Annotated in this window: 21 protein-coding genes; 19 read left to right on the top strand and 2 right to left on the bottom strand. The window is 55.4% G+C overall.

Features of this window, described 5'->3' with window-relative positions:
- Positions 1 to 8: 8 nt before the first annotated feature.
- Complete coding sequence (locus E5161_RS02115) at positions 9 to 755, bottom strand: alpha/beta hydrolase (RefSeq protein WP_136775955.1); 747 nt, start codon at positions 753 to 755, stop codon at positions 9 to 11.
- Between the two features lie 248 nt (positions 756 to 1003).
- On the opposite strand from E5161_RS02115, the gene pdhA reads away from it, so the two are divergent.
- The 5 genes from pdhA to E5161_RS02090 all read left to right on the top strand — a co-directional run bounded on the left by pdhA (position 1004) and on the right by E5161_RS02090 (position 7514).
- Entirely contained in the window at positions 1004 to 2107 is a 1104-nt protein-coding gene (gene pdhA, locus E5161_RS02110; protein ID WP_246042064.1) for a pyruvate dehydrogenase (acetyl-transferring) E1 component subunit alpha, read from the top strand.
- Between the two features lie 42 nt (positions 2108 to 2149).
- Positions 2150 to 3127: an alpha-ketoacid dehydrogenase subunit beta gene (locus E5161_RS02105; RefSeq protein WP_136775953.1), complete on the top strand. Its 978-nt coding sequence runs from the start codon at positions 2150 to 2152 to the stop codon at positions 3125 to 3127.
- A 117-nt stretch (positions 3128 to 3244) separates the two neighbouring features.
- Entirely contained in the window at positions 3245 to 4591 is a 1347-nt protein-coding gene (locus E5161_RS02100) for a dihydrolipoamide acetyltransferase family protein (RefSeq protein ID WP_136775951.1), read from the top strand.
- 3 nt (positions 4592 to 4594) lie between these two features.
- On the top strand, positions 4595 to 6013 hold the full coding sequence (gene lpdA, locus E5161_RS02095) for a dihydrolipoyl dehydrogenase (RefSeq protein ID WP_136775949.1): 1419 nt from the start codon (positions 4595 to 4597) through the stop codon (positions 6011 to 6013).
- Positions 6014 to 6134: 121 nt separating this feature from the next.
- Positions 6135 to 7514 (top strand): sugar phosphate nucleotidyltransferase, encoded by a 1380-nt coding sequence (locus E5161_RS02090; RefSeq protein ID WP_136775947.1) that lies wholly within the window; start codon positions 6135 to 6137, stop codon positions 7512 to 7514.
- 51 nt (positions 7515 to 7565) lie between these two features.
- Here the strand turns inward: E5161_RS02090 and E5161_RS02085 are convergent, their stop codons facing one another.
- Positions 7566 to 8108 (bottom strand): NADPH-dependent FMN reductase, encoded by a 543-nt coding sequence (locus E5161_RS02085; protein WP_136775946.1) that lies wholly within the window; start codon positions 8106 to 8108, stop codon positions 7566 to 7568.
- Positions 8109 to 8390: 282 nt separating this feature from the next.
- On the opposite strand from E5161_RS02085, the gene E5161_RS02080 reads away from it, so the two are divergent.
- From E5161_RS02080 to E5161_RS02015, 14 genes are all read left to right on the top strand, one after another.
- Positions 8391 to 9161, top strand: a complete 771-nt coding sequence (locus E5161_RS02080) for an SDR family NAD(P)-dependent oxidoreductase (protein ID WP_136775944.1) — start codon at positions 8391 to 8393, stop codon at positions 9159 to 9161.
- Between the two features lie 144 nt (positions 9162 to 9305).
- On the top strand, positions 9306 to 9845 hold the full coding sequence (locus E5161_RS02075) for an acyl-CoA thioesterase (RefSeq protein WP_136775942.1): 540 nt from the start codon (positions 9306 to 9308) through the stop codon (positions 9843 to 9845).
- 38 nt (positions 9846 to 9883) lie between these two features.
- The gene (gene thyA, locus E5161_RS02070) at positions 9884 to 10678 is read left to right on the top strand and encodes a thymidylate synthase (RefSeq protein WP_136775940.1); all 795 of its coding nucleotides are present in this window, start codon (positions 9884 to 9886) and stop codon (positions 10676 to 10678) included.
- Entirely contained in the window at positions 10675 to 11325 is a 651-nt protein-coding gene (locus E5161_RS02065) for a DNA-3-methyladenine glycosylase family protein (protein WP_136775938.1), read from the top strand. Before thyA ends, E5161_RS02065 begins: the two co-directional genes overlap by 4 nt.
- 114 nt (positions 11326 to 11439) lie before the next feature.
- Positions 11440 to 13077 carry a plastocyanin/azurin family copper-binding protein gene (locus tag E5161_RS02060; protein ID WP_169306551.1) on the top strand — a complete coding sequence of 546 codons (1638 nt, stop codon included), beginning with the start codon at positions 11440 to 11442 and terminating at the stop codon, positions 13075 to 13077.
- A complete protein-coding gene (locus tag E5161_RS02055; protein ID WP_136775936.1) occupies positions 13074 to 13751 on the top strand; it encodes a cupredoxin domain-containing protein in 678 nt (225 codons plus the stop codon). The genes E5161_RS02060 and E5161_RS02055 overlap by 4 nt, the downstream gene beginning before the upstream one ends.
- A gap of 89 nt (positions 13752 to 13840) precedes the next feature.
- Positions 13841 to 14407 (top strand): sigma-70 family RNA polymerase sigma factor, encoded by a 567-nt coding sequence (locus E5161_RS02050; protein ID WP_136775934.1) that lies wholly within the window; start codon positions 13841 to 13843, stop codon positions 14405 to 14407.
- A gap of 3 nt (positions 14408 to 14410) precedes the next feature.
- A complete protein-coding gene (locus E5161_RS02045) occupies positions 14411 to 15169 on the top strand; it encodes an anti-sigma factor (protein WP_136775932.1) in 759 nt (252 codons plus the stop codon).
- Positions 15170 to 15276: 107 nt separating this feature from the next.
- The gene (locus E5161_RS02040) at positions 15277 to 15759 is read left to right on the top strand and encodes a dihydrofolate reductase (protein ID WP_136775930.1); all 483 of its coding nucleotides are present in this window, start codon (positions 15277 to 15279) and stop codon (positions 15757 to 15759) included.
- Between the two features lie 130 nt (positions 15760 to 15889).
- Positions 15890 to 17380, top strand: a complete 1491-nt coding sequence (locus E5161_RS02035) for a glutamate synthase subunit beta (RefSeq protein WP_136775928.1) — start codon at positions 15890 to 15892, stop codon at positions 17378 to 17380.
- A gap of 85 nt (positions 17381 to 17465) precedes the next feature.
- On the top strand, positions 17466 to 17786 hold the full coding sequence (locus E5161_RS02030; RefSeq protein ID WP_136775926.1) for a hypothetical protein: 321 nt from the start codon (positions 17466 to 17468) through the stop codon (positions 17784 to 17786).
- Positions 17787 to 17910: 124 nt separating this feature from the next.
- Positions 17911 to 19038: a glucosaminidase domain-containing protein gene (locus tag E5161_RS02025; protein WP_136775924.1), complete on the top strand. Its 1128-nt coding sequence runs from the start codon at positions 17911 to 17913 to the stop codon at positions 19036 to 19038.
- 60 nt (positions 19039 to 19098) lie between these two features.
- Positions 19099 to 19899 carry a Nif3-like dinuclear metal center hexameric protein gene (locus E5161_RS02020; protein ID WP_136775923.1) on the top strand — a complete coding sequence of 267 codons (801 nt, stop codon included), beginning with the start codon at positions 19099 to 19101 and terminating at the stop codon, positions 19897 to 19899.
- Between the two features lie 22 nt (positions 19900 to 19921).
- Complete coding sequence (locus tag E5161_RS02015) at positions 19922 to 23170, top strand: DEAD/DEAH box helicase (protein ID WP_136775921.1); 3249 nt, start codon at positions 19922 to 19924, stop codon at positions 23168 to 23170.
- Positions 23171 to 23178: the final 8 nt, after the last annotated feature.

The following is a 23178-nucleotide window of genomic DNA, read 5'->3' as shown; positions in this document are numbered from 1 at the left end:
TGCACGCTTTAAAAAAACGCATCAGGTCCCACGAATGCCGCGAGCGCCTCAGGCAGCTGCTGCTGCCAGAAGCCCCACTTGTGTTCGCCGTCTTTTTCCGAGTAAGACACATGCGCGTTTCTTTCTTCGAGCAGCTGCCGCATTTCACGGTTCAGCTTCACGAAATCGAAGGTTCCGCGGTCGGTGGCGAAGGCCGTCTCCTGCAATCCGACGATCATCCAGACGGAAAGCCAGGACAAGTCGCGAGCCTCCGCCAACTGATTTTGGGCAACTTCATAATAAGCGCCGGAGAGGGATAAGACACGGGAAAACAGCTGCGGATACTGCAGGGCGAGGCTCATACATACCGTTGCGCCCAGAGAGTCGCCGGCCAGCACGCGATCATGGGGAGATCGGCGGACGGAAAATAGTTTTTCGACTTCCGGCAGCAGTTCGTCTGCGAAAAAACGGGTATATACGTCGTGACGGGCTTCACCGGGCTGATACTCGCTTGTCCGGAGTTTTTTGTCGACTTCGACGCCCACGACAATGAAAGGCTCCCAGTCTTCCTCCAAAATGAGGCGCTGGGCGATGGTCGCGATCCGTCCGAAGTTGAAAAAATCTTCGCCGTCCTGACAATAAACGACCGGATAACTGACCGTTTCCAGGTAGCCGGGCGGTAAATAGACCCGTATGACCCGATGCCCCTCCGGCAAAATCCGGCTGGGCACTTCATGTTTTACGACGGTTCGGCGGTAAACGGGGCTGTCGTTCAATGGTATTCCTCCTGATTCGTAAGTATGGAAAAACCCGGCACTGGGCAAACCAAATGAGGGCTGTATTCCGAATAGTGTATTAATGTGTTACACATTAAACGCAAACCTGTTATACAAACAAAATTTCGAGAAGTTGCAGTAAATACAAGGATTTCAGGCGTTTTTCTTTGACCAAATCATTCAAACAGAGATATAATAATTCTATAACAGTAAGCCCTGTTCCACAAATCAAGATGAGGTGAACAGCAATGGCCAAAGTATCCATGGATAGACCGGTCGCGAAAACCGGCGCTTTATCGCACGAAGTGCGGGCGGACGATATCGCTCCGCTGCAAGTATTGTCTCCGGACGGCGAAGTCGTCAACCCGGACCGTATGCCGAAGCTGTCGGACGATCAATTGAAAGAAATTATGTACCGCATGGTATTTACCCGGACATGGGATGAGCGAGCCATCAACCTCGGCCGTCAAGGCCGTCTCGGCTTCTACGCTCCGGTGTCGGGACAGGAAGCGACGATGGTCGGCAGCGAATATGCGCTGAATAAAGACGATTTCATCTGCCCGGGCTACCGCGACATGCCGCAGCTGGTTTGGCACGGTCTGCCGCTTTATCAGGCGTTCCTGTATTCCCGCGGCCACCAGCATGGCGGTCAAATTCCGGAAGGCGTCAACGTGCTGATGCCGCAAATCATCATCGGCGCGCAAATCCTGCATGCCACAGGCATCGGGATGGGCTTCAAGCTGAAGAATGAGCAGCGCGTCGCCATCACGTACACCGGCGACGGCGGTTCCTCGGAAGGCGATTTCTATGAAGGTCTGAACTTCGCAGGATCGTTCAAGCTTCCAGTCATTTATTTCGTTCAAAATAACGGTTATGCCATTACGACGCCTTTCGCCAAGCAAACGGCGGCGCAATCGATTGCGCACAAAGCGCTGGCTGCCGGGATCCGCGGCGTACAAGTCGACGGCATGGACGTATTGGCGGTCATTTCCGCTGTACAGGAAGCCGCCGAAATCGGACGCAACGGCGGAGGAGCCACGTTGATCGAAGGCCTCACCTACCGCTACCGCCCGCACTCCATGGCGGACGATACGACGAAATACCGTACGAAAGAAGAAGAAGCGGAGTGGAGCATCAAGGATCCGCTCGTGCGCTTCGGCAAATATTTGGAGAAAAAAGGACTGTGGTCCGACGAAGATACCGCTCGCGTGAAGGAAGAAGCGAAAAACACGGTCAACGAGCAAATCAAGAAAGCCGAGCAGACGGAAAAAATGACCGTTGCCGGCCTCATTGACTCGATGTTCGAGCAAACGCCGCCACACCTGGAAGAGCAGAAGGCCGATTATCAATAATCGAGATTCGCTAATGGATCCATAGACGGGGGAGTAATCAGCATGGCGCAAATGAATATGAAAGAAGCGATCCGCGATGCAATGCGGGTCGAACTCAAACGCGACCCGAGCGTGCTCGTATTCGGCGAAGACGTCGGCCACGTGGGCGGCGTTTTCCGGGCGACCGAGGGGCTGCAGGGCGAATTCGGCGAGACGCGCGTGTTCGACACGCCGCTGGCGGAATCGGCGATCGGCGGTTTGGCCGTCGGTCTGAGCACACAGGGCTTCCGCCCGGTTGCGGAAATTCAGTTTGTCGGCTTTATTTTTGAAGCACTTGATCAAATGTTCGTGCAGGCGGCACGCATGCGTTATCGCTCCGGCGGCCGCTATCATGCTCCAATCGTTTTCCGTACGCCGTTCGGCGGCGGCGTGAAAGCGGCGGAGCTTCATACGGATTCTCTTGAGGGGCTGGCGGTTCAAACGCCGGGCATTAAGGTCGTCATTCCTTCCAATCCTTACGATGCCAAAGGTCTGTTGATCTCGGCAATCCGCGATAACGATCCGGTCTTTTTCATGGAGCATTTGAACCTTTACCACGCATTCCGCGATGAAGTGCCGGAAGGCGACTATACGGTGCCGATCGGGAAAGCCAAAGTCGTACGCGAAGGCAAAGACGTTACGATCATCGCTTATGGACTGATGGTGCATACGGCCATGAAAGCGGCAGAAGAGCTGGAGAAAGCGGGCGTTCAGGCAGAAGTGATCGACCTTCGTTCGCTTGTACCGCTGGACATCGACACCATCGTGGCGTCGATCCAGAAGACAAACCGCGCGATCGTCGTGCAGGAAGCGCAAAAATCCGCTGGCGTAGCCGCGGAAGTGATCGCTCAAATTAACGAGAAGGCGATTCTGCACCTGGAAGCGCCCGTGTTGCGCTGCGCTCCGCCGGACACGGTATACCCGTTCGCACAAATTGAAGATCAATGGCTGCCGAACGCGGCCCGCATCGTGAAAACCGTCAATCAGGTGCTGGAGTTTTAATAAGCGCAGACAATTCGGGGTCCCCAAAAAGTAATCGGAATAAACTTCGAAGCTTATCGTCACTTTTGGGGGACCTAGCGAACGTCACTTTTTGGGGTATTTAGAGGAGGGTGTCAGGTGGCCAGATTCGAATATCGGTTCCCGGAGCTCGGCGAAGGGCTGCATGAAGGCGAAATCGTCAAAATGCACATCGCCCCGGGCCAAACCGTAACAGACGAAGATATCGTCATGGAAGTGCAAAACGATAAAGCGATCGTGGAAGTACCTTGCCCGGTCAACGGCAAAGTGCTGGAAGTGTTCGCGAAAGACGGCCAGGTCATGCACGTCGGAGAAGTCGTCGCGGTTATTGAAGCGGAAGGCGACGTACCCGAGCAGGCTCCGGCTGCCGAGGGACACGGTCAAGCAACCGGCGGAGCTTCCGGCAACAGCGCGGTCGGCGGAGCGGACACGAAGGGTCAGCCCGCTCAACAGCCGGCTGCCGAACCGGCTGCACCGGATGCAGCTCCCGCTGCTCCTGGTGCGACCGAGGCCAAACCGGCAGCCGGCGGCATGGTGCTGGCAACGCCTAGCGTACGCCGCTTCGCCCGCGAGAAAGGCGTAAATATCGCCGATATTGCAGGCAGCGGCAAAAACGGCCGCATCACGCGGGATGACGTACAAGCATACGCAGCGGGAGGCGCTCCGGCCCAAGCTGCCGCTCCGGCAGCGGATGCCGCAACTCCTGCCGCAGCTGCGGCACGTCCGGCACCGCAAGTCGGTCCCGGCGTAGAAGAGCGTGTACCGTTCAAGGGCATCCGCAAAGCTATCGCCAATGCGATGGTGAAATCGGTGTACACGGCACCGCATGTGACGCTGATGGATGAAGTCGACGTCACCGGGCTCGTCGCCCTGCGCAACCGGGCGAAGCCGTTGGCCGAGAAGAAAGGCGTCAAGCTCACGTATTTGCCGTTCATCGTGAAAGCTCTCGTTGCCGCTTGCCGCGAATTCCCGGCTCTCAACGCGATGATCGACGAATCGGCTAACGAGATCGTGTACAAAAAGTACTACAATATCGGGATCGCGACCGATACGGATAACGGCCTGCTCGTGCCGGTCATTTTCGACGCCGACCGTAAGAACGTCTGGTCCGTCGCATCCGAAATCCGCGATCTGGCGACCCGCGGCCGCGAAGGCAAGCTGGCCCCGAACGAACTGAAGGGCAGCACGATCACCATCACGAACATCGGTTCCGCAGGCGGCATGTTCTTCACGCCGGTCATTAACTTCCCGGAAGTCGCCATTCTCGGCACCGGCCGCATCAGTGAGAAGGCGGTCGTCAAGAACGGCGAAATCGCAGCCGCTCCGGTGATGGCGCTGTCGCTCAGCTTCGACCACCGGATCATCGACGGCGCAACCGCCCAAAATTTCCTGAATTACATCAAGCAGCTTCTCAGCGATCCTGAACTTCTCGTCATGGAGGTGTAAGCGATGGTAGTAGGAGACGCGTCTCTGGATATCGACTTGCTTGTGATCGGTGCCGGCCCCGGCGGTTATGTAGCCGCCATTCGGGCCGCTCAACTCGGACAGAAGGTCATCATCGCGGATAAGGCCAAATGGGGCGGCGTCTGCCTCAACGTCGGCTGCATTCCGTCGAAGGCGCTCATCAACGCCGCTCATCATTACGAAGCCATGCAGCACGCCGAAACTTACGGCTTGAAGGCAGAGAAGGTCGGTGTAGACTTCGGCAAAGTACAGGAGTACAAAACTTCCGTCGTCAACAAAATGACCGGCGGCGTCGAAATGCTGCTTAAGGCGAACAAGGTGCAAATGTTTGCAGGCGAAGTGATGTTCATCAACGAGAACGAAGCACGCCTGTTCAACGATCAGGAAGCTCCGCGTTACCGCTTCAAAAACTGCATTATCGCCACCGGCTCCCGTCCGATCGAGCTGAAGCCTTTCCCGTACGGCGGAAGAATTTTGTCGTCGACCGAAGCCTTGTCGCTCCCGGATGTGCCGAAAAGCCTCGTCGTCATCGGCGGCGGTTACATCGGCATCGAGCTCGGCCAAATGTACAGCAAATTCGGCACGAAAGTGACGATTCTCGAAGGCTTGGACACGATCATGGCCGGCTTCGATAAAGACATGAGCCAGCTCGTCGCGAAGAAGCTGAAGAAAGCGAACGTCGACATCGTGACTGGCGCAAAAGCAAGCAGCGCGGAGCAAACCGACAAAGATGTGACCGTCACCTATGAAGTCGGCGGAGAGACGAAAACCGTTACCGCGGACTACCTGCTCGTCACGGTCGGCCGTCGTCCGAACACTGACGGCGAGCTTGGGCTGGACATGCTCGGCATCAAGATGACCGACCGCGGTCTCATCGAAGTCGACGATCAATGCCGCACGAGCATTCCGCATATTTTCGCCATCGGCGACATTGTGCCGGGACCTGCTCTCGCACATAAAGCTTCCTACGAAGCGAAAGTCGCCGCGGAAGCGATCGCAGGCCTTCCTTCGAAGGTGGATTACAAGTGCATTCCCGCCGTCGCCTTCTCCGATCCCGAGTGCGCAAGCGTCGGTTACACGGAGAAGGAAGCGAAGGAAAGAGGCATGAACGTGAAATCCAGCAAATTCCCGTTCGGCGGCAACGGCCGTGCGGTCACGCTGGGCGGAGCGGACGGCTTCATGAAGATCATCCATGAGGTCGATACCGGCCTCGTCGTCGGTGCGCAAATCGCCGGCGTCGAAGCGTCCAACATGATTGCGGAAATGGGCCTGGCCATCGAGATGGGTGCAACGATTGAAGATATCGCGCTCACGATCCATGCGCACCCGACGCTGGGCGAAATCACAATGGACACGGCGGAGCTCGCCATGGGCCATCCGATTCACACGCTTGCTCCGAAGTGAGCAAACCTCAATACCGTTTATGACAAAACCCGTGCCGCGAGCACGGGTTTTTGTCGTTTTCGATTCGTCTGAACAGCTCCCGGGTATTTTTGTATCACAAGCGACACCTGGAGGGGTAAATATGAAACTGGTTCTGCTGTCCGGCGGTTCAGGCAAACGGCTCTGGCCGTTGTCCAACGATACGAGGTCCAAACAGTTTCTGAAAATACTGGACGACGGAAACGGCGGCATGGAATCGATGGTTCAGCGGGTTTGGAGGCAGCTTACGGCTCACGGCTTGGCCGGGCATGCTTGTATCGTATGCAACCGATCGCAGAGAGAGATTTTGCTGAGCCAGCTGGGAGAGGACGCCAAAATTATTTTTGAACCGGCGAGGCGCGATACGTTCCCGGCGGTCATGTTGGCTGCCATTTATTTATTTGATGTGGAAAAAGTCGACCCGGGAGAGGTGGTTTGCGTGCTGCCGGTCGACCCGTATGTGGAAATGACGTATTTCGATAAAATCATAGAATTGGAGAGCGTGCTGGAGGCCTCCCGTGCCAAATTGGCGCTGATGGGCGTTAAGCCGGACCACCCTTCCGAAAATTACGGTTACATAGTGCCGCGGTTGTCGGGCGGGAAGGACGGCTATTTTGAGGTCGAACGCTTTGTGGAAAAACCGGAGGAGGCGCTGGCGGCCGAATTGATTAGCAAGCAAGCGATGTGGAACTGCGGCGTCTTTGCGTTTCGGCTTCAGTTTATTTTGGATATTTTGCAGAAGCGCGATATTCCCACGCAATACGAATGGATGCTGCAGCATTTCGAGGACCTGCATTCCACCAGCTTTGACTACGAAGTCGTCGAACGCACCTCCCCGATCGTCGTACTGCCTTACGAAGGGACATGGAAGGATCTCGGCACATGGGACTCGCTCACGGAAGAGCTGCATGCGCCGGTCATCGGCAACGGGCAGCAAAGCGAAGACAGCGTAAATACGCATTTGATCAACGAGCTGGACATTCCGGTAACCGTGCTGGGTGTGGCCAACGCGGTCATTGCAGTAAGCCCGGACGGCATTCTGGTGGCGGATAAATCCTCAAGTCCCCGGTTGAAGCAAATGATCAAAGGGATCGACCAGCATCCGATGTATGCGGAGCGCTTGTGGGGCTGGTACCGCATTTTGGATTTCACGAAAAATGAAGACGGCTTCGAGGTGCTGACCAAACGATTCGGGATTCATGCCGGCAAACATTTGAGTTATCAGGTACATGAAGAGCGGACGGAAATTTGGACGGTCATTTCGGGCCGCGGCGAATGCATGCTCGACGGCGAGCGACAGCCTGTCGGGCCCGGCACCTCGCTCAAAATCCCGCCGGGCACGCGCCATGCCATCAAAGCCCATTCCGATCTTGAACTGATCGAGGTGCAAATGGGCAGAGAGCTCATTGAGGAAGATATTCGCCGGGAAGCGCTGGATTGGGAAGAAATCGGGCAAAGCGGGAAAAACGGGGTTGCCCCATAGGCCGATTCATGACCTTTTGGGACAACCCCGTCGCTTGTTTTGCTGCGTGATTTATTGACGCAGAGTTTTCAACGCGCCGCTCCAAGCCAGCACTTGATCCAGCATGCCATTCAGGTTGGTGAGATGGAGATCGGCCGGCTTGAATACCGCGCCGTTCTCAAAATCCGTGAACAGTGACAATGCCGGGTGTACGCGAACGTCCGCGACGGACAATTCGCCTAGGATCCCACGGAGATGTTCCGCCGCGCGGGCGCCGCCCACGGAACCGTAACTGACGATCCCGGCCGCTTTATTGTTCCAAGCATCGCGCGCATAATCGAGCGCGTTCTTCAATGCTCCTGTAATGCTATGGTTGTACTCTTGCACGATAAATACGAAACCGTCCAGGCCGGCCAGCTTGGTATTCCAAGCAGTCGCTTGTTCCGTGGCATCGGCCTCACCAAGCAGCGGAAGCTTATAGTCGGCAATATCCACGATTTCATAATTCGCGTCTCCGCGTTGATCGGCGATTTTCTTTACCCATTCTCCCACCTGCGGGCTTAACCGGCCTTGGCGGGTGCTTCCCAGAATAATTCCGATGTTTAATTTTGTCATCGTTGTCTCCTCCTTAGATGTCCCATTTTTGCCCATGAATTTGTCCCAAAAACCCATAACAACACCGCCTTTTGCTTTCAGAATACAGTTTGGGTTAATGCCGACATTTATAACAATAATAAATTTAATCATGTTTGTAAAGGAACTAACAATTGTTAAGTGTTATATGAACCTGCCCGGTTTATCCGGTTATGTCAGATCATTCATTTTCGGATAAAGAATGGGGATTATGCCAACCTAATCAATATGTAAATATTTCATTGAAGACGGAGGATGGCTAAAATGACGTTTCCTGTATTACAAGATAAGGTGGCGATCGTAACCGGGTCAGCGATGGGGATGGGGGAAGCCACCGCCAAACTGTTTGCGGAGGCCGGCGCTAAGGTGGTCGTTGCCGATTTTAACGAGAAGAAGGGGAGAACGGTAGCCTCTGAAATCGAAGCTTCAGGAGGCGTTGCTTTTTTTATAAAAGTTGATATTTCCAAATCGGACCAAGTCAGAGCGATGATTGACGCCACGGTCAAGCAATACGGGCGGCTCGATGTTGCCGTGAATAACGCTGCGCTTACGCCTGACGACAAGTTGGCTTCGGAATTCGATGAGGATTATTGGGACAGGCTCATGTCCATTGACCTCAAAGGCACCGCATTGTGCATGAAATATGAACTTCAGCAAATGATTAAACAAGGTCATGGCGGTTCGATCATCAATATTTCTTCGGTCAGCGGCTTTCGCCCGCAACCCCAAAACATCGCCTATGTTGCTGCGAAACATGCCGTCGTCGGCATTACCAAAGTAGCGGCTCTGGAAAATGGCGACAAAAATATCCGCGTGAATTCCGTGGCCCCTGGAGCCATTGATACCCCCATGCTGCGCGGGGCGTTGGAGCAATTCGGTTTAACCGAAGCGGAGTACGCCCCCCAGCTGAGTTTGTTGCACCGGTTCGGCAAACCGAGGGAAGTGGCGCAAGCTTCCCTCTGGCTTGCATCGGATCAGTCTTCTTATGTAACGGGAACCACCCTCCACGTCGACGCCGGTTATACCAGCCGCTAATGACCGTAAGATCACCGTACATATGAAAGGAGCTGTCCATGAGGTCACTTATGGGACAGCTCCTTTTTGTCGTTTTCGATTGTGTTAGGGCTTGCTAAAACAGGTAAACTACTAACAGAACCACGCTGACGGGAGGAACGCGGAATGACGCAGGACAGCAGACCGATGAGTCAATCCAGAACGATTATGACGGAAATGGTGTTTCCGTCAGAGACGAACCATCACGGCACGATGTTCGGCGGCACCTTGATGCTGTACATCGATAAGATCGGCGCAATCGCCGCCACAAGGCACTGTAACCGGCCGGTCGTCACTGCCAGCCAGGACAGCCTCGATTTCCTGTCGCCTATTCAGGTGGGAGAAGCGGTCGAGCTGGAGGCCTTCGTCACCTGGACCCGGCGCAGCTCGATGGAAGTGTACTGTGTGGTGCGTGCGGAAAATTTGTTTACCGGAGAGAGAAGGATTACGACAACAGCATTCTCCACTTTCGTGGCCGTGGACGCGAATAACCGCCCTATTCCGGTTCCAGGGGTGTATCCCGAAACCGACGAGGAACGCAAGCTTTACGAGAGCGCTCCCGAACGCTACCAGCAGCGGATGAAGCGTCGCGAACTCCGGTATTCTACTCAGCGTGCGCCGGCACCGGCTTCCACGCCGCCATCGACAGAAAAGACGGGCCAATGATACAATAGGGGACAAAATGGGCGGAGAGGTGTCGATATTTGCGCAACTATTTGGATTTGCTGCAGGATGTGATCGATCACGGAGTGGATAAGCAGGACCGCACCGGTACCGGCACGCGCTCGGTGTTCGGCCGGATGCTGCGATATGATCTGAGCGAAGGATTTCCCCTCGTCACGACCAAACGGATACATCTCAAATCCGTCGTCCACGAGCTGCTATGGTTCTTACGCGGAGATACGAACATTCAATATTTGAAGGAAAACGGCGTCACGATCTGGGATGAGTGGGCGGACGAGAACGGCAACCTGGGTCCCGTGTACGGATCGCAGTGGCGGGCTTGGGAAACGGATGACGGCCGTACGATCGACCAGATTTCGCAAGTGGTCGAGGCGATCAAGCGGAATCCGGATTCCCGCCGTCATCTGGTCAGCGCTTGGAATGTTGGCAAAATCGACCAGATGAAACTGCCGCCCTGTCATATGCTGTTTCAATTTTATGTGGCGAACGGGAAGCTGTCCTGCATGCTGACGATGCGGTCGGTTGATACGTTCCTAGGGCTGCCTTTCAACATCGCGTCCTACGCTTTGCTCACGCATATGATGGCGCAGCAATGCGGACTTGAGCCCGGCGAATTCGTCTTCTCCGGTGGAGACGTGCATATTTACAGCAACCATATGGAGCAGGTGAAGCTGCAGCTTACACGAGAGCCGCTTCCGCTTCCCAAGCTGATCATCAAGCGCAAACCGGACTCCATTTTCGATTACACGTTCGAAGATTTTGAATTTGCCGGCTACCAGCATCATCCCGCCATTAAAGCGCCGGTGGCCGTATGAACAAGCCGTCCGAACGTCCGGCCTCGCTCACGTTTCGATTGGACGGAATCGAACTGCAAATGCTGCGTCAAACGGATGAGAGATTGGCCTGGCTCATTGACAGAGTTGGCGAGCTCACGATTGCGCTCAATCCCGATCCGTTTCAGTCGCTGGCGATGTCGATCGTCGGGCAGCAGCTGTCGGTCAAGGCCGCTGCAACGATCAAAGCGCGGGTTCAAGCGTTGGCGCCGGAGTTTACTCCGGAAGCGCTGCTCGCCATCGATGCGGATACGCTTCGGTCAGCTGGAGTCTCCTACGCCAAGGCAGCTTCCATTCACGATCTGTCCGCCAAGGCGCTCAGCGGGGAGTTGGATCTCGCGCGGCTGGACGGGATGGAGAACGAGGACATTATCCAGATGGTGTCCTCCGTGAAAGGGATCGGCCGATGGACCGCCGAGATGTTCCTCATGTTCTCTCTCGGACGGCCGGATGTGCTGTCAGTCGGGGATTTCGGCCTTCAGCGGTCGGCCAAATGGCTGTACGCGATGGAAGACCGGCCTGACAAAAAATATCTCGAGCAGCACGCCCACAAGTGGGTGCCTTATCGATCCGCCGCATCCTTCTATTTATGGGAAGCGATCAACCGCGGCATCATTAGCGAAGCCTAATCGCTTTCGAGTCCTAACGGGCTCGGAGGCGATTTTTTTGTTTTCAGCTCAAACCGTAACTTCCCGCCCGCCGTTTCCTTGGGTGAAGATGGAAAAACGAAAGGACGGATGCGAATGAAAAACAGGAAAAGAAACAGAGCGCTTTTTGCATGGCTATTGATCGTTGTGATGATGCTTACCCCTCTCGGAGCTTGGGCGGCTGACGAACCGGCCGGCACTTCCGTGCAGCCCGCGGCTTCCACTAAGTTTCAGGCGTCCCACGCCTCAGAAATGGCCGCACAGATCGGCGTGCTTGTGGGGGATGGTCAAGGTGTGAATGACGCGTATTTAGCCAAAACCACAACGAGACTGCAAGCCGCGATTGTTCTGTTGAAACTGTTGGGCAAACATGAAGAGGCCGTCGCTTACAAAGGAGCAGGCATTTTCTCCGATGCTTCATCCGTGGCAGCCTCCATGCGTCCTGTTCTGGCTTATCTCAAAAATCATCCGGAGCTCGGCTGGAAGGGCACGGGCGGCGGCAAGTTCAGTCCGAACGCTCCCGTCACGGCCCAGCAATTATATAAGGTCATGCTGGAATCTTTGTCATACGTCGCCGGCACCGATTTTGATTATGCCGACACCCTTCGATTTGCAGCTTCCAAAGGGCTGTCCCGCGCGGCTGAAGCCGCACCGTTTACGAACCGAAGTCTTGCCTTGGCCTTGCTCGAGACGCTTCAAGCGGCACCCAAAAACGGAACGAAGCCGCTCGGAGACGTTTTAGCCGACAAACGGTTGCTGTCTGCCGAACATGCGGCGCTGCTCAAAGGTCTTCGAATCGACCTTCGAAAAGCGGCTGACGGCTCTACTTATTTCACGGACGGGAAAGGGATGGCGCTATACCTGTTCACCAAAGACATGCTCGAATTGGATTCCTGCGTCGGCGGTTGCTTACAAGCCTGGCCGGTATTTGGAGCAGATCAGCTGCTGCTAGCGGACGAATTGGACAGTAAAGATTTCGGAGCGTTCGTCCGCAAAGACGGATTGAAACAAATCACGTATAAAGGGTGGCCGTTGTATTACTACCAAAAGGATCAGAAGCCCGGAGATGTAACCGGCGAAGGTGTCGGAAAAGTGTGGTATTTGATCAAGCAGCCTTTTTACACCGTGACATTGGGTACCCACGCCGAGCTCGGCAATTACCTCGTAGATTCCAAAGGCTTGGCGCTCTATTACTTCGATAAAGATCCCAAAGGCGCGACCGTTTGTTTCGGCGATTGCTTGAAAAACTGGCCGGTCTTTTATACGGAAAAACCGGTCGTTCCAAGCGGGCTGAAGGCGGAAGATTTCGGAGAAATCGTTCGGCCGGACGGCGGCAAGCAGACCACTTACAAAGGCTACCCGTTGTATTATTGGATCAAAGATACGAAGCGCGGCGATACGACCGGCCAGAACGTAGGCAAAGTATGGTTCGTGGTCAATCCGGAGAAGTTCGACGGAAACGCAGCGGAGAAAGCCGGTGTCACGAGAGAAACGGTCGAAATGAAAAATTACGCGTTTTCGAAAACGGACATTACGGTGAAGGCCGGCACCGTCATCACGTTCGTGAACCGGGATAAAGACCGTCATAACGTTCATTTTGCAGACGAATCCGTGCGGACTCCGCTGCTGGGAGAAGGTGAATCGGTGACCCTCAAGCTGGATAAACCGGGCGTTTATGAGTTTTATTGCGACCCGCACAAAGACCACATGAAAGGGAAGATCACCGTACAATGAACAGCATCAAGATGAAAGGGCTGTCCGTTCTGACGATCCTGCTGACGGTTGTGCTCACGGCAGCCTGCGGAAGCAATGCGGAACCGAAGTCAGCTTCGCAGCTGACGCCGTCCGCTTCTTCGCCAGCTCCATCGCCGACGGTGCCACCGTCCGCCACGATAACCGCAACGCCGGGTGATTCGGCTGCATCTGCCTCTTCGTCTCCGTCCGCCGAACCATCGGTGTCGCCGGGCCCGTCCCAGCTGCCCGAGCCGTCTTCGGACGATCACGGCGGGCATCCGAAACCGAACGAAGAAAGCGGCAAGCCGTCCTCGAAACCGACCGCCCAACCATCGGCAAAGCCGTCAGCAACGCCGTCCGAAAGCGCAAAGCCGGGTCCATCATCGTCTCCTTCTCCCAGCCCTTCTAAACATGCGGAAGATCATATCAAAATCGAAATCGAGAATTTCGCATTTTCGCCTGCCGAAGTCGAGATTACTCCGGGAACCACGGTGGAATTCATCAACAAAGATACAGTCAAGCATACTGCAACAGCTGACGGAGGGGCATTCGACACCGGCTTGCTCGGCAAAGGCGAGTCCAAGATGGTGACCTTCGATAAAGAAGGAACTTACACCTATTACTGTGATCCACACCCGATGATGACCGGGAAAATTGTCGTAAAATCGAAGTAAAATGAGGCGGACGGCGGAGGAGCCCGTCCGCTCGTTTTCTGTTAAGGTAAGGAAAAGCAAGCTATCCGGTGTAAAGGAGAAATTCCGACATGCAGACCCGGACCGATGGAGAGTTGATGCGGGATATCCGGTTGCGGCGCAGGGAGGCGCTGGAACTATTGTACGACCGGTACGCGCGCCTCGTTTATTCCTTTGCCATTCGCGCCTCTGGGAGCGACACGCTTGCGCGTGAAATCGTTCAGCTGGTGTTTACCAGACTGTGGACCTCGAAAGCCGAATATGATGCGGCCAAAGGCTCTTTCGTCAATTGGCTGCTTACGATAACCCGAAACTTGTCCGTAGACGTCATCCGGCGGGAAAGAAAGCATGCCGGCAACGTGCCGATCGAGGATTGGGACGACCGGTTCGCGTTCGCCTCGGAGCATGATCCGGAATCCGACGTGATCAAAAGAGCGGAGCACTCCGAAGTGGCCGCCGCGGCATCCCGTTTAACGGTTCCCCAGCGGCGCGTCATCGAGTTATTATATTGGAAAGGTTACACGCTGCAGGAAATCGCGGAGATGGGCGGAGAGCCGCTCGGCACGGTGAAAAACCGGCTGCATCAGGCGCTCAAAACGCTTCGCCGGCATCTTCAGGGCTTGAGGGAGGAACGGTAACCGATGGAAAACCGGGAAAAAGCGTTATGCGACGGATTCGTGGAATATATGGCCGGGCAAGCGCCGGAAGTCGACCGCAAACGGTTCGAGCGCCATCTCCTCACCTGCGCCGCGTGCCGGGAGGACGCCGCGGAATGGCGCTACGTCTGGGATCGTCTGGCCGAGGATGCGCCTGCGGTTGAACCGCCGGCTGATTTGAAGGCGAACATCATGAACGCGATTTTTGCCGGCGAATCGCAAGAAGCGCATCATCAAACGACGGAGCGTTCCCGCAGCCGGGTACGCCAAACGGTACGGTGGTTGGCCGGAATTGCGGCTGCCGTGCTTCTTTTCATGGCCGGCACTTGGTGGCAGCAATCGATATCGCCGACCAAGCAGGCTGCGGGGCAGATCGGCGCGCCGCCTTCACAGATAGATAAAATCTATCCTCTTGAAGCGGTGATGGACAGCGGCAAGTTCAAACCCGGCGGGCACGCTTACGGGGTCGCCTGCCTGATTCGCTCAAATGGCGATGAGCAGCTCGTGGTTTATGTATTCGGAACACCCCAAACCGAAGACAGCGAAGCCTATCATGTGTGGCTTTTGAAGGAAGGAAAGCGAAGCAGCGCGGGCACCTTTACGGTCGGCAGCTCCGGCATCGGTCTGCTCACCCTTCCTTGGCAGGCCAGTGAGGGAGAGGCTTTCGACTCGGTCGGAATTACGCTCGAGCCGGATGCGAATTCCGAAGAACCGCGAGGTCCGAAGCTGTTCGGTTCTGCCTGAAATTGTTAAACAAACCCTCCAAACGTCCGGGTAGGCAGCGGTTCCGCGCTTATGGTATGATATACGGAATAAACGACAATTTCTGCGCAGGAAGAGGGATCCTCAGCATGACGGTCACTTTGATTGCCGCCGCGGACAAGAACGGCGTGATTGGGGTCAATAATAGTCTGCCGTGGCGGCTGCCAGCCGACATGGCTTTTTTTAAAGCGCAAACGTTGCACAAACCCGTTCTCATGGGGCGTAAAACGTTTGAGTCGATGGGCAAACCGCTCAAGGATCGGACCAATGTCATTTTGTCCCGCTCGATGAACGAAGCGCCCGAGGGATGCTTGGTCGTCCGTTCGGTTGAAGAAGCGCTGGAACGTTTCGGATCCGAACAATTGATGGTCATCGGCGGCGAAGAAGTGTTCCGGCAGACGCTGCCTTTTGCGGACCGGATTGTTCTTACGGAAATTGAACATGAGTATAAAGGAGATACGTTTTTTCCGCCTTTCGACCGGAGCGCCTGGAAGCTGGTCTCGCGTACGCCGGGCGTCCAGGATGAGAAAAATACGGTTCCGTTCTCTTTTTGCGTTTACGAGAAGAAGTAGAGAAATAGTGCAAACAATCGTGGGGAAAATCCATTCAGCCGAATTCCCGCATTTGGTAGGATGTTCTATTATTGCAATACAGTAAAGCGTTGGTGCGAAAGCGCAACACCGACAGATGGGGGAAGGAAACATGTCCACACCGACCGGATTTATGGAATATAAAAGAGAACTTCCCAGCGACCGCGATCCGCTCGAGCGGATCAAGGACTGGAACGAGTTTCATAAAATGTTCTCGGACGAGCAGCTGCGAACGCAGGGCGCACGCTGCATGGATTGCGGCACCCCTTACTGCCATACGGGCATCGAGCTTTCGGGAGCCGCATCCGGCTGCCCGATTCATAACTTGATTCCGGAATGGAACAATCTCGTCTATCGCGGGCTTTGGAAGGAAGCCTACGAGCGTCTGATGAAGACGAACAATTTTCCGGAATTCACCGGCCGCGTATGCCCGGCGCCGTGCGAAGGCTCCTGCACCGTCGGACTGATCGGCGAGCCGGTCACGATCAAGACGATCGAGCAAGCGATCATTGACCGCGCATTCGAGGAAGGCTGGGTCGTTCCGCAGCCGCCGCAAAACCGCACAGGCAAAAAGGTTGCCGTCGTCGGATCCGGCCCTGCCGGACTCGCGGCCGCCGCTCAGCTTAACAAAGCCGGTCATACGGTAACGGTATTCGAGCGTTCGGACCGCGTCGGAGGCTTGTTGATGTACGGCATCCCGACGATGAAGCTGGAGAAACACATCGTACAACGACGCGTCGATTTGCTGGAAGCGGAAGGCGTTCGTTTCGTGACGAACACCGAAATCGGCAAAGACATTCCTGCGAAGCAGCTCACCGAAGAGTACGACGCAGTCGTACTTTGCGGCGGAGCGACGAAGCCCCGCCCGATCGGCAACGTGGAAGGCGCAAACCTGAAGGGGATTTATCCCGCGATGGATTTCCTGAACAGCACGATCAAAAGCTATTTGGACACAGGCTTGCAAGAGGGCACATACATTTCCGCGAAGGATCAGAACGTCATCGTCATTGGCGGCGGCGATACCGGAACGGACTGCGTGGCGACGGCATTGCGTCACGGATGCAAGACGGTCACCCAGTTCGGGACCCATGCCAAAGCGCCTCAGCAGCGCGATCCGATCAACAACCCGTGGCCGGAGTTCCCGAACGTGTACACGCTGGATTATGCGCACGAAGAAGCGAAAGCTTTGTACGGCGAAGATCCCCGCGCATTCTCCGTGCTGACGAAGAAGTTCGCAGGCGACGAGAACGGGCAATTGAAAGAGCTGCACACCGTTCAAATCCGTCGATATGTAGACGAGCAAGGCCGGAAAATCTATGAAGAGATTCCGGGTACCGAGAAAGTATGGCCGGCGGATTTGGTGCTGGTGGCCGTCGGATTCGAAGGTCCGGAGCAGACGCTCGTTGAGCAGCTTGGCCTCGAAACCGACCGCCGCACGAACGTCAAAGCACGTTACGGCAAGTACAACACCAACGTGGATAAAGTGTTCGCAGCCGGCGATATGCGCCGCGGACAAAGCCTCATCGTCTGGGCCATCAACGAAGGCCGCGAAGCTGCCCGCGAGGTCGACAAGTTTTTGATGGGAAGCAGCATGCTGCCCTAATAATCTTCATTGCAAAGGGTTGTTCCGCTCGCTCGGGGCAGCCCTTTTTTTGAGGTAAGAATGGAGTAAAGAGAGGTGAATGTCGATGATCCGATACGGCGATGAAACTTGGTGGGAGCTGACGTTCTCGGCTTTTTATCCGCGGGTGGAGAAACGGGACAACCAATGGATCGACGTCGAGCTGCGCGTCGAAACCGCCGCGGCTGCTCCGCTGCCGGACGATTTGATCGATTTCTCGATATTGGCGATCTGTACGCATAGCGGTTATCCCGTGCAACTCGTACCGATGGATGAAGGCTGCGACTGCGAGTACCAGCTCACCCAAGGCGAAAAGGATCAAGTGGAGGCCTACCTGCTGAGCGAACCGCTTCAACAATTGATACGGGAAGCTACGGAAAACACATGAAATAAGCCGTTGGACCTGCTTCCCCCAAAACTTTCCTGTATGTTACACTGATTGCGAAACGTACGTTCGGGCATGGAACGACCACAAACCGTGAATCGCAATCCGAAGGGCGGGTACTGGGGAAGTGGAAACCGCGGCGCTGCTCTCTCCGGCGGATGTCAACGTCATTCGCCGCTATGTGCAAACCAAATATGCTCCGCTTCCGAACGGCAAACGGGCCGAGATGGTAGCGGACGCCATTCGCCGTACGTTGGAACAGCGGCTCCCGGATTTGCCGGCGGAGATCAAGAGCAGAATGTCCACCGACTTGATTCGGCGGTGCTTACTGAGTGAGCGCAGGGAAGTAAAGCCCGACGACGTGCTCGATTTTTGCGCCGAGCTGGAGCTTCCCGAAGAAGAGTCGGAGAAACTGCTGGTTGAACCGATGCTCCGATGGATGAATGAAAGGACTCCGGGGCTCTGGAGTGCGGATCATGTCGCTTCACGCATTGTCCGGAGCAAAGTCATCCCCATTCCTACGCCGATGATGCTGCAGGAGGAATCGGTTGCCGACGTAGACGGGCCTGAGGCTGCCGAGGCCGAGCAAGCGGCCGCATTATCGGAACCGGCGGGCATCGCGGATCCGTTGCAGTCGCCGTTGAAGCGTCCCGGATTCGCCGAGAAGCTTACCCGTCTGCCCCGCAAAGCATGGGCTGCCGTTGCCGCTATTGCCGCGGCAGGGGCAATCACTGGGGTGATTGTGCTCTCGTCCTTCAATCAACCGAGTACCGAGGCGCCTCAACCTTCGCCGATCGCCGTCCCGATTGCGGACATCGGAATGCCGTCGCACCTCCAATACCGCGACATCAACGAAGAAGCGGTTAAAGCTTATATGCGGAGCCGTGACGGGTTAATGGCGGAGGAGCCTTATTTCAGCGCCGTCGTGGCAAGCGCCAAAAAACATGACGTCAACCCGCTGCTGTTGTTCGCGATCGTCGGGCAGGAGCAGGGCTTTGTTCCGAGATCAAACAAAAACGCCGAAAAAATCGCCAACAACCCTTTTAACGTGTTTCACAGCTGGCAGGAGTATAATACCGATATCCGGGATTCGTCGGACATCGCGGCCCGCACCATATCCAGACGGGGGAATGCACGTCCCGAAGGTCATGAACCGTTCGATTGGTTCAATAAAAAATATGCGGAAGATCCGAATTGGGGAGCCGGAGTGAAGCGGCTTTTTGATAAATTGTCCAGTTTGTCTCCCGCTCCGTAAGACCGCGAAGATGGCCGTCTTCCCGGTCTTTTTCGCTTTAATCGAAGGAGGAATTTAACGATGAACCATCAAACGATCAGCATTCAGAACTTGATCGATGGGATCCTTCAGGATATTCCCGGAGAACCGATTCACGGCACCGTGGACACGGTGAAAGCCGGAGATACGGTACAACCCGTAATGGGGGTCATCGTCACCTTTACCGTTACTTTCGAAGTCATGCGCCGTGCGGTGGAAACCGGAGCGAACTTCATCATTACGCATGAACCCACGTTTTATAACCATCGCGACGAAACGGAAAAATGGGAAGGAAACCCCGTTTATGAGGCCAAACTCCGTTATTTGCAGGGCCACGGATTGACGGTGTGGAGATTCCACGACTACGCGCATTATACGAAACCTGACTTGATCCTTGAGGGAGTCGCGAAGGATTTGGGATGGTCGGATTACCTCGATCCGGCAAGGCCGGCGATGGCTCATGTTCCCCCGGTCAGCCTGCAGGATCTTTTCCGTGAGTTGAAGCGCAAGCTCGGAGTGCCTCATCTTCGATACGTCGGTGATCCTTCCATGACGTGCCGAAACATCGGCATGATTCTCGGGGCCGCCGGCTCGGGCAAACAGATGGAATATTTGGCACGGGAAGATGTAGACACCGTCATTTGCGGAGAAACGAGCGAGTGGGACGCTTGCGAATATGTCCGGGATGCGATGTCGATCGGGCAATCGAAAGCGTTGATCGTACTCGGGCATTTGATCAGTGAGGAAGGCGGCATGCGGCATGTGGCCGATCTCGTCCAATCACGTTTGCCGGGCATTCCGGTGGAGTACGTTTCCGCCGGGGACCCCTATCGGTGGGAATAATCGTAAGGACGGATAAGAACGCATGAGCATCGAGTTAACGGAACAGACAATCCAATCCTATTGCGGCCGTTTCGCCTTTGAAAGAGGAGAAGCTTATTTCAGGGACGGCCGCGTCACCTTTACAAGCCATTACGAGGATGACGAAACGTTCCGATATGAAGCCCTTGTGGAAGGCAAACGCACTTATGAGGTAACGGTGCGAATGGAGCCGGACGGGCAGCTGCACGCGAACTGCAGCTGTCCGGCCTTTGACTCCTATGACGCATATTGTGAGCATATTGCAGCTGTTCTGCTCCATGTCCGGAATTACCAACGGGGCGGTGTGCTGCCGTTGCAGCCGGAAGAATCCGGCTTTTCGTTCGATCGTGAACTGGCTGACGGTTTGTTGGGATTGTTCACGGACCACCGGCCGGGCTTCAGCCGGGTTCGCATGCTGGCCGACGAACGTGCGAAGCTTGGTGCGGAATTCACCTGCCGGGCGGTCCGGTACGGCCTCAATCGATACATGTTCGGCATCGAGATGAAAATGGGTCCCAAAAAGCTATATGCGGTGCAAAACATCAGACAACTGCTAGAACACATCGAACGTGGCGAAGTTCACGTTTTTTCGAAGCAGTTTTCCTACATTCCGGAGCTGCACGGTTTTGAACGTTCCCATGAAGAGCTCATTCGGGAACTGATTCGTATTTATCGCCACGAGCAAATCTATCGCGAATCGGCCGGCGGCATCCGTCCGGCAAACCGGCTGATCGGCGAAAGAACCTTGCTGATTCCGCCTATGGCTTGGGAAAGCCTTGTTCCGTTATTGATCCGGGCTCCTTCCGTACGCACAGAGCTGGATACCGGCGTCTTCGACGGCATCCGTTTCTCGGACGAGCCGGTCCCGCTTCAGTTCGCGTTCGATCAACACGAGTCGGGCGATTACACGTTCGAGGTCCGTGGCCTGGAAAACCTGACGGTGATGGAACCTTACGGTCTTGTGTTATGGGAAGGGAAGATGTCCAGACTGGCGAGCGAATCCTGCAGCCGGTTGTCGGAGCTGAAACGATTGATGGAGTTGTCCCTCACGACTCAGGTTCGGATTCCGCCGGAACAGGTGGAGCCTTATATCGCCAAAGTGCTGCCGGGGTTGATGAAGCTCGGCCGGGTTCGAGTCGCGGACCGCGTGTCCGAACGAATGCTGCAAACGCCATTGAAAGCGAAGCTGTTTTTGGACCGGGTGAAAGACAGGCTGCTCGCCGGACTGGAGTTTCAATACGGAGACATCGTCATCAATCCGTTGGAAGATCAGGGCGCCGCACGCGGATCCGACCGCATTCTCGTCAGAGACGGGGAGAAGGAGCACCGCATTTTGGAGTTCATGGAACGGAGTGCGTTCGGCCGGACGGAAGCCGGGTACTTCATGGAAAACGAAGAGGCGGAATTTGATTTTCTTCATGACACCGTTCCTCAACTGGAGAAGCTGTTGACGGTTTATGCCACATCCGCCGTCAAAACAAGATTATACGTAGGAAATCCCCCGCTCACAGTGAAAGTGGATGTCGACGAACGAACCGACTGGCTCGAGTTCAAATTCGATATGACAGGCGTTGCGGAATCGGAAATTCGCAAGCTCCTTCAGACACTGGAGGATAAGCGAAAATATTACCGTCTTCCGAGCGGAGCTTTGCTGCCGCTGCAAAGCGAACAGATACAGCGAATGGCCCGGTTCTTCAATGAAGTCGGCGTCCGAAGCGCCGATCTGACGGGGACGAAAATCCGTCTTCCCGTCGCGCAGGCGCTTCATTTGACGGATTCCCGCGAAATCGGATCAACGGTGCAGCTCGGCAAGTCGTTCCGAATGCTGCTTGAACACATGAGAAACCCGGACCATCTGGATTATCCGGTGCCGGAGAAGCTCGCCCCCGTGCTCCGGGATTATCAAGCGTTCGGATTCCAGTGGCTGAAGACGCTTGCGCATTACCGGTTCGGCGGGATTTTAGCGGACGACATGGGACTGGGCAAAACGCTGCAAAGCATCGCTTTTCTCGTCTCTGTCCTGCCTGACATCCGAAGCCGCAATCAGCCTGCTCTGGTGGTTTGTCCTTCTTCTCTGATGTACAACTGGCTGCAGGAATTTCAGAAGTTCGCGCCGGAAATCAAAGCCGTCATCGCCGACGGCACCAAAACGGAACGGATCCGGATGCGAAACGGCAAAGGGCAGCCGGATGTGTGGATTACCTCTTATCCGCTTCTGAGAAGAGATTTAGATCTGTATGCGCCGCACCTGTTTCACACGTTGATTCTGGATGAAGCGCAGTCGTTTAAAAACCACGCCACCCAAACGGCCCAGGCGGTGAAGTCAATTCAAGCCGTTCATAGATTTGCGCTGACGGGAACGCCGGTCGAGAACCGGCTTGAGGAGCTGTGGTCGATCTATGATGTCGTGTTTCCCTCTTTGTTCCCCGGCAGAGCCGAGTTTCACAACTTGCCGAGGGAAATGGTGGCCAAGCGTGTTCGGCCGTTTTTGCTGCGGCGCGTCAAGTCGGACGTACTCCAAGAGCTGCCGGAGAAGATCGAGTCGATCCAAAGCTCGGTGCTGCTGCCGGAACAAAAAAAGCTGTATGCTGCATATTTAGCCAAACTCAAGCAGGAAACGCTGAAGCATTTGAACGAGGATACGCTTCACACAAACCGCATCAAAATATTGGCCGGCATTACACGGCTTCGGCAGCTTTGCTGTCATCCGGCCTTATTCGTCGATGGTTATACAGGCAGTTCGGCGAAATTCGAGCAGCTGATGGAGCTTGTGGACGAATGCCGCAGCGCGGGCAAGCGGGTGCTGATCTTCTCTCAGTTCACCGAAATGCTGGGCATGATCGGCCGGGAGCTTGGGTATCTAGGAGTGCCGTTCTTCTATTTGGACGGACAAACCCCGAACGCCGAACGTGTGCAGCTTTGCGGACGGTTTAACGAGGGGGAGAGAGACGTGTTCCTCATTTCCTTGAAAGCGGGAGGAACTGGACTTAACTTGACCGGCGCGGACACCGTCATTCTTTACGACCTATGGTGGAATCCCGCCGTGGAGCAGCAGGCCGCCGACCGGGCCCACCGCATCGGCCAGACGAACGTGGTCCAAGTGATCCGGCTTGTCAGCCAAGGAACGGTCGAGGACAAAATGTATGAGCTTCAGCAAAAAAAGAAGCAGCTTATCGACGAGGTGATCCAGCCCGGTCAGGAGACGTTGTCCGCGCTCACGGAACAGGATATTCGCGAGATATTGGCGCTGTAAAAGAAAAA

This window comes from Cohnella pontilimi, from assembly GCF_005049045.1.
In the GTDB taxonomy this organism is placed as follows: Bacteria; Bacillota; Bacilli; order Paenibacillales; family Paenibacillaceae; genus Cohnella; species Cohnella pontilimi.
This window is presented reverse-complemented; position numbering and strand designations above follow the sequence as displayed.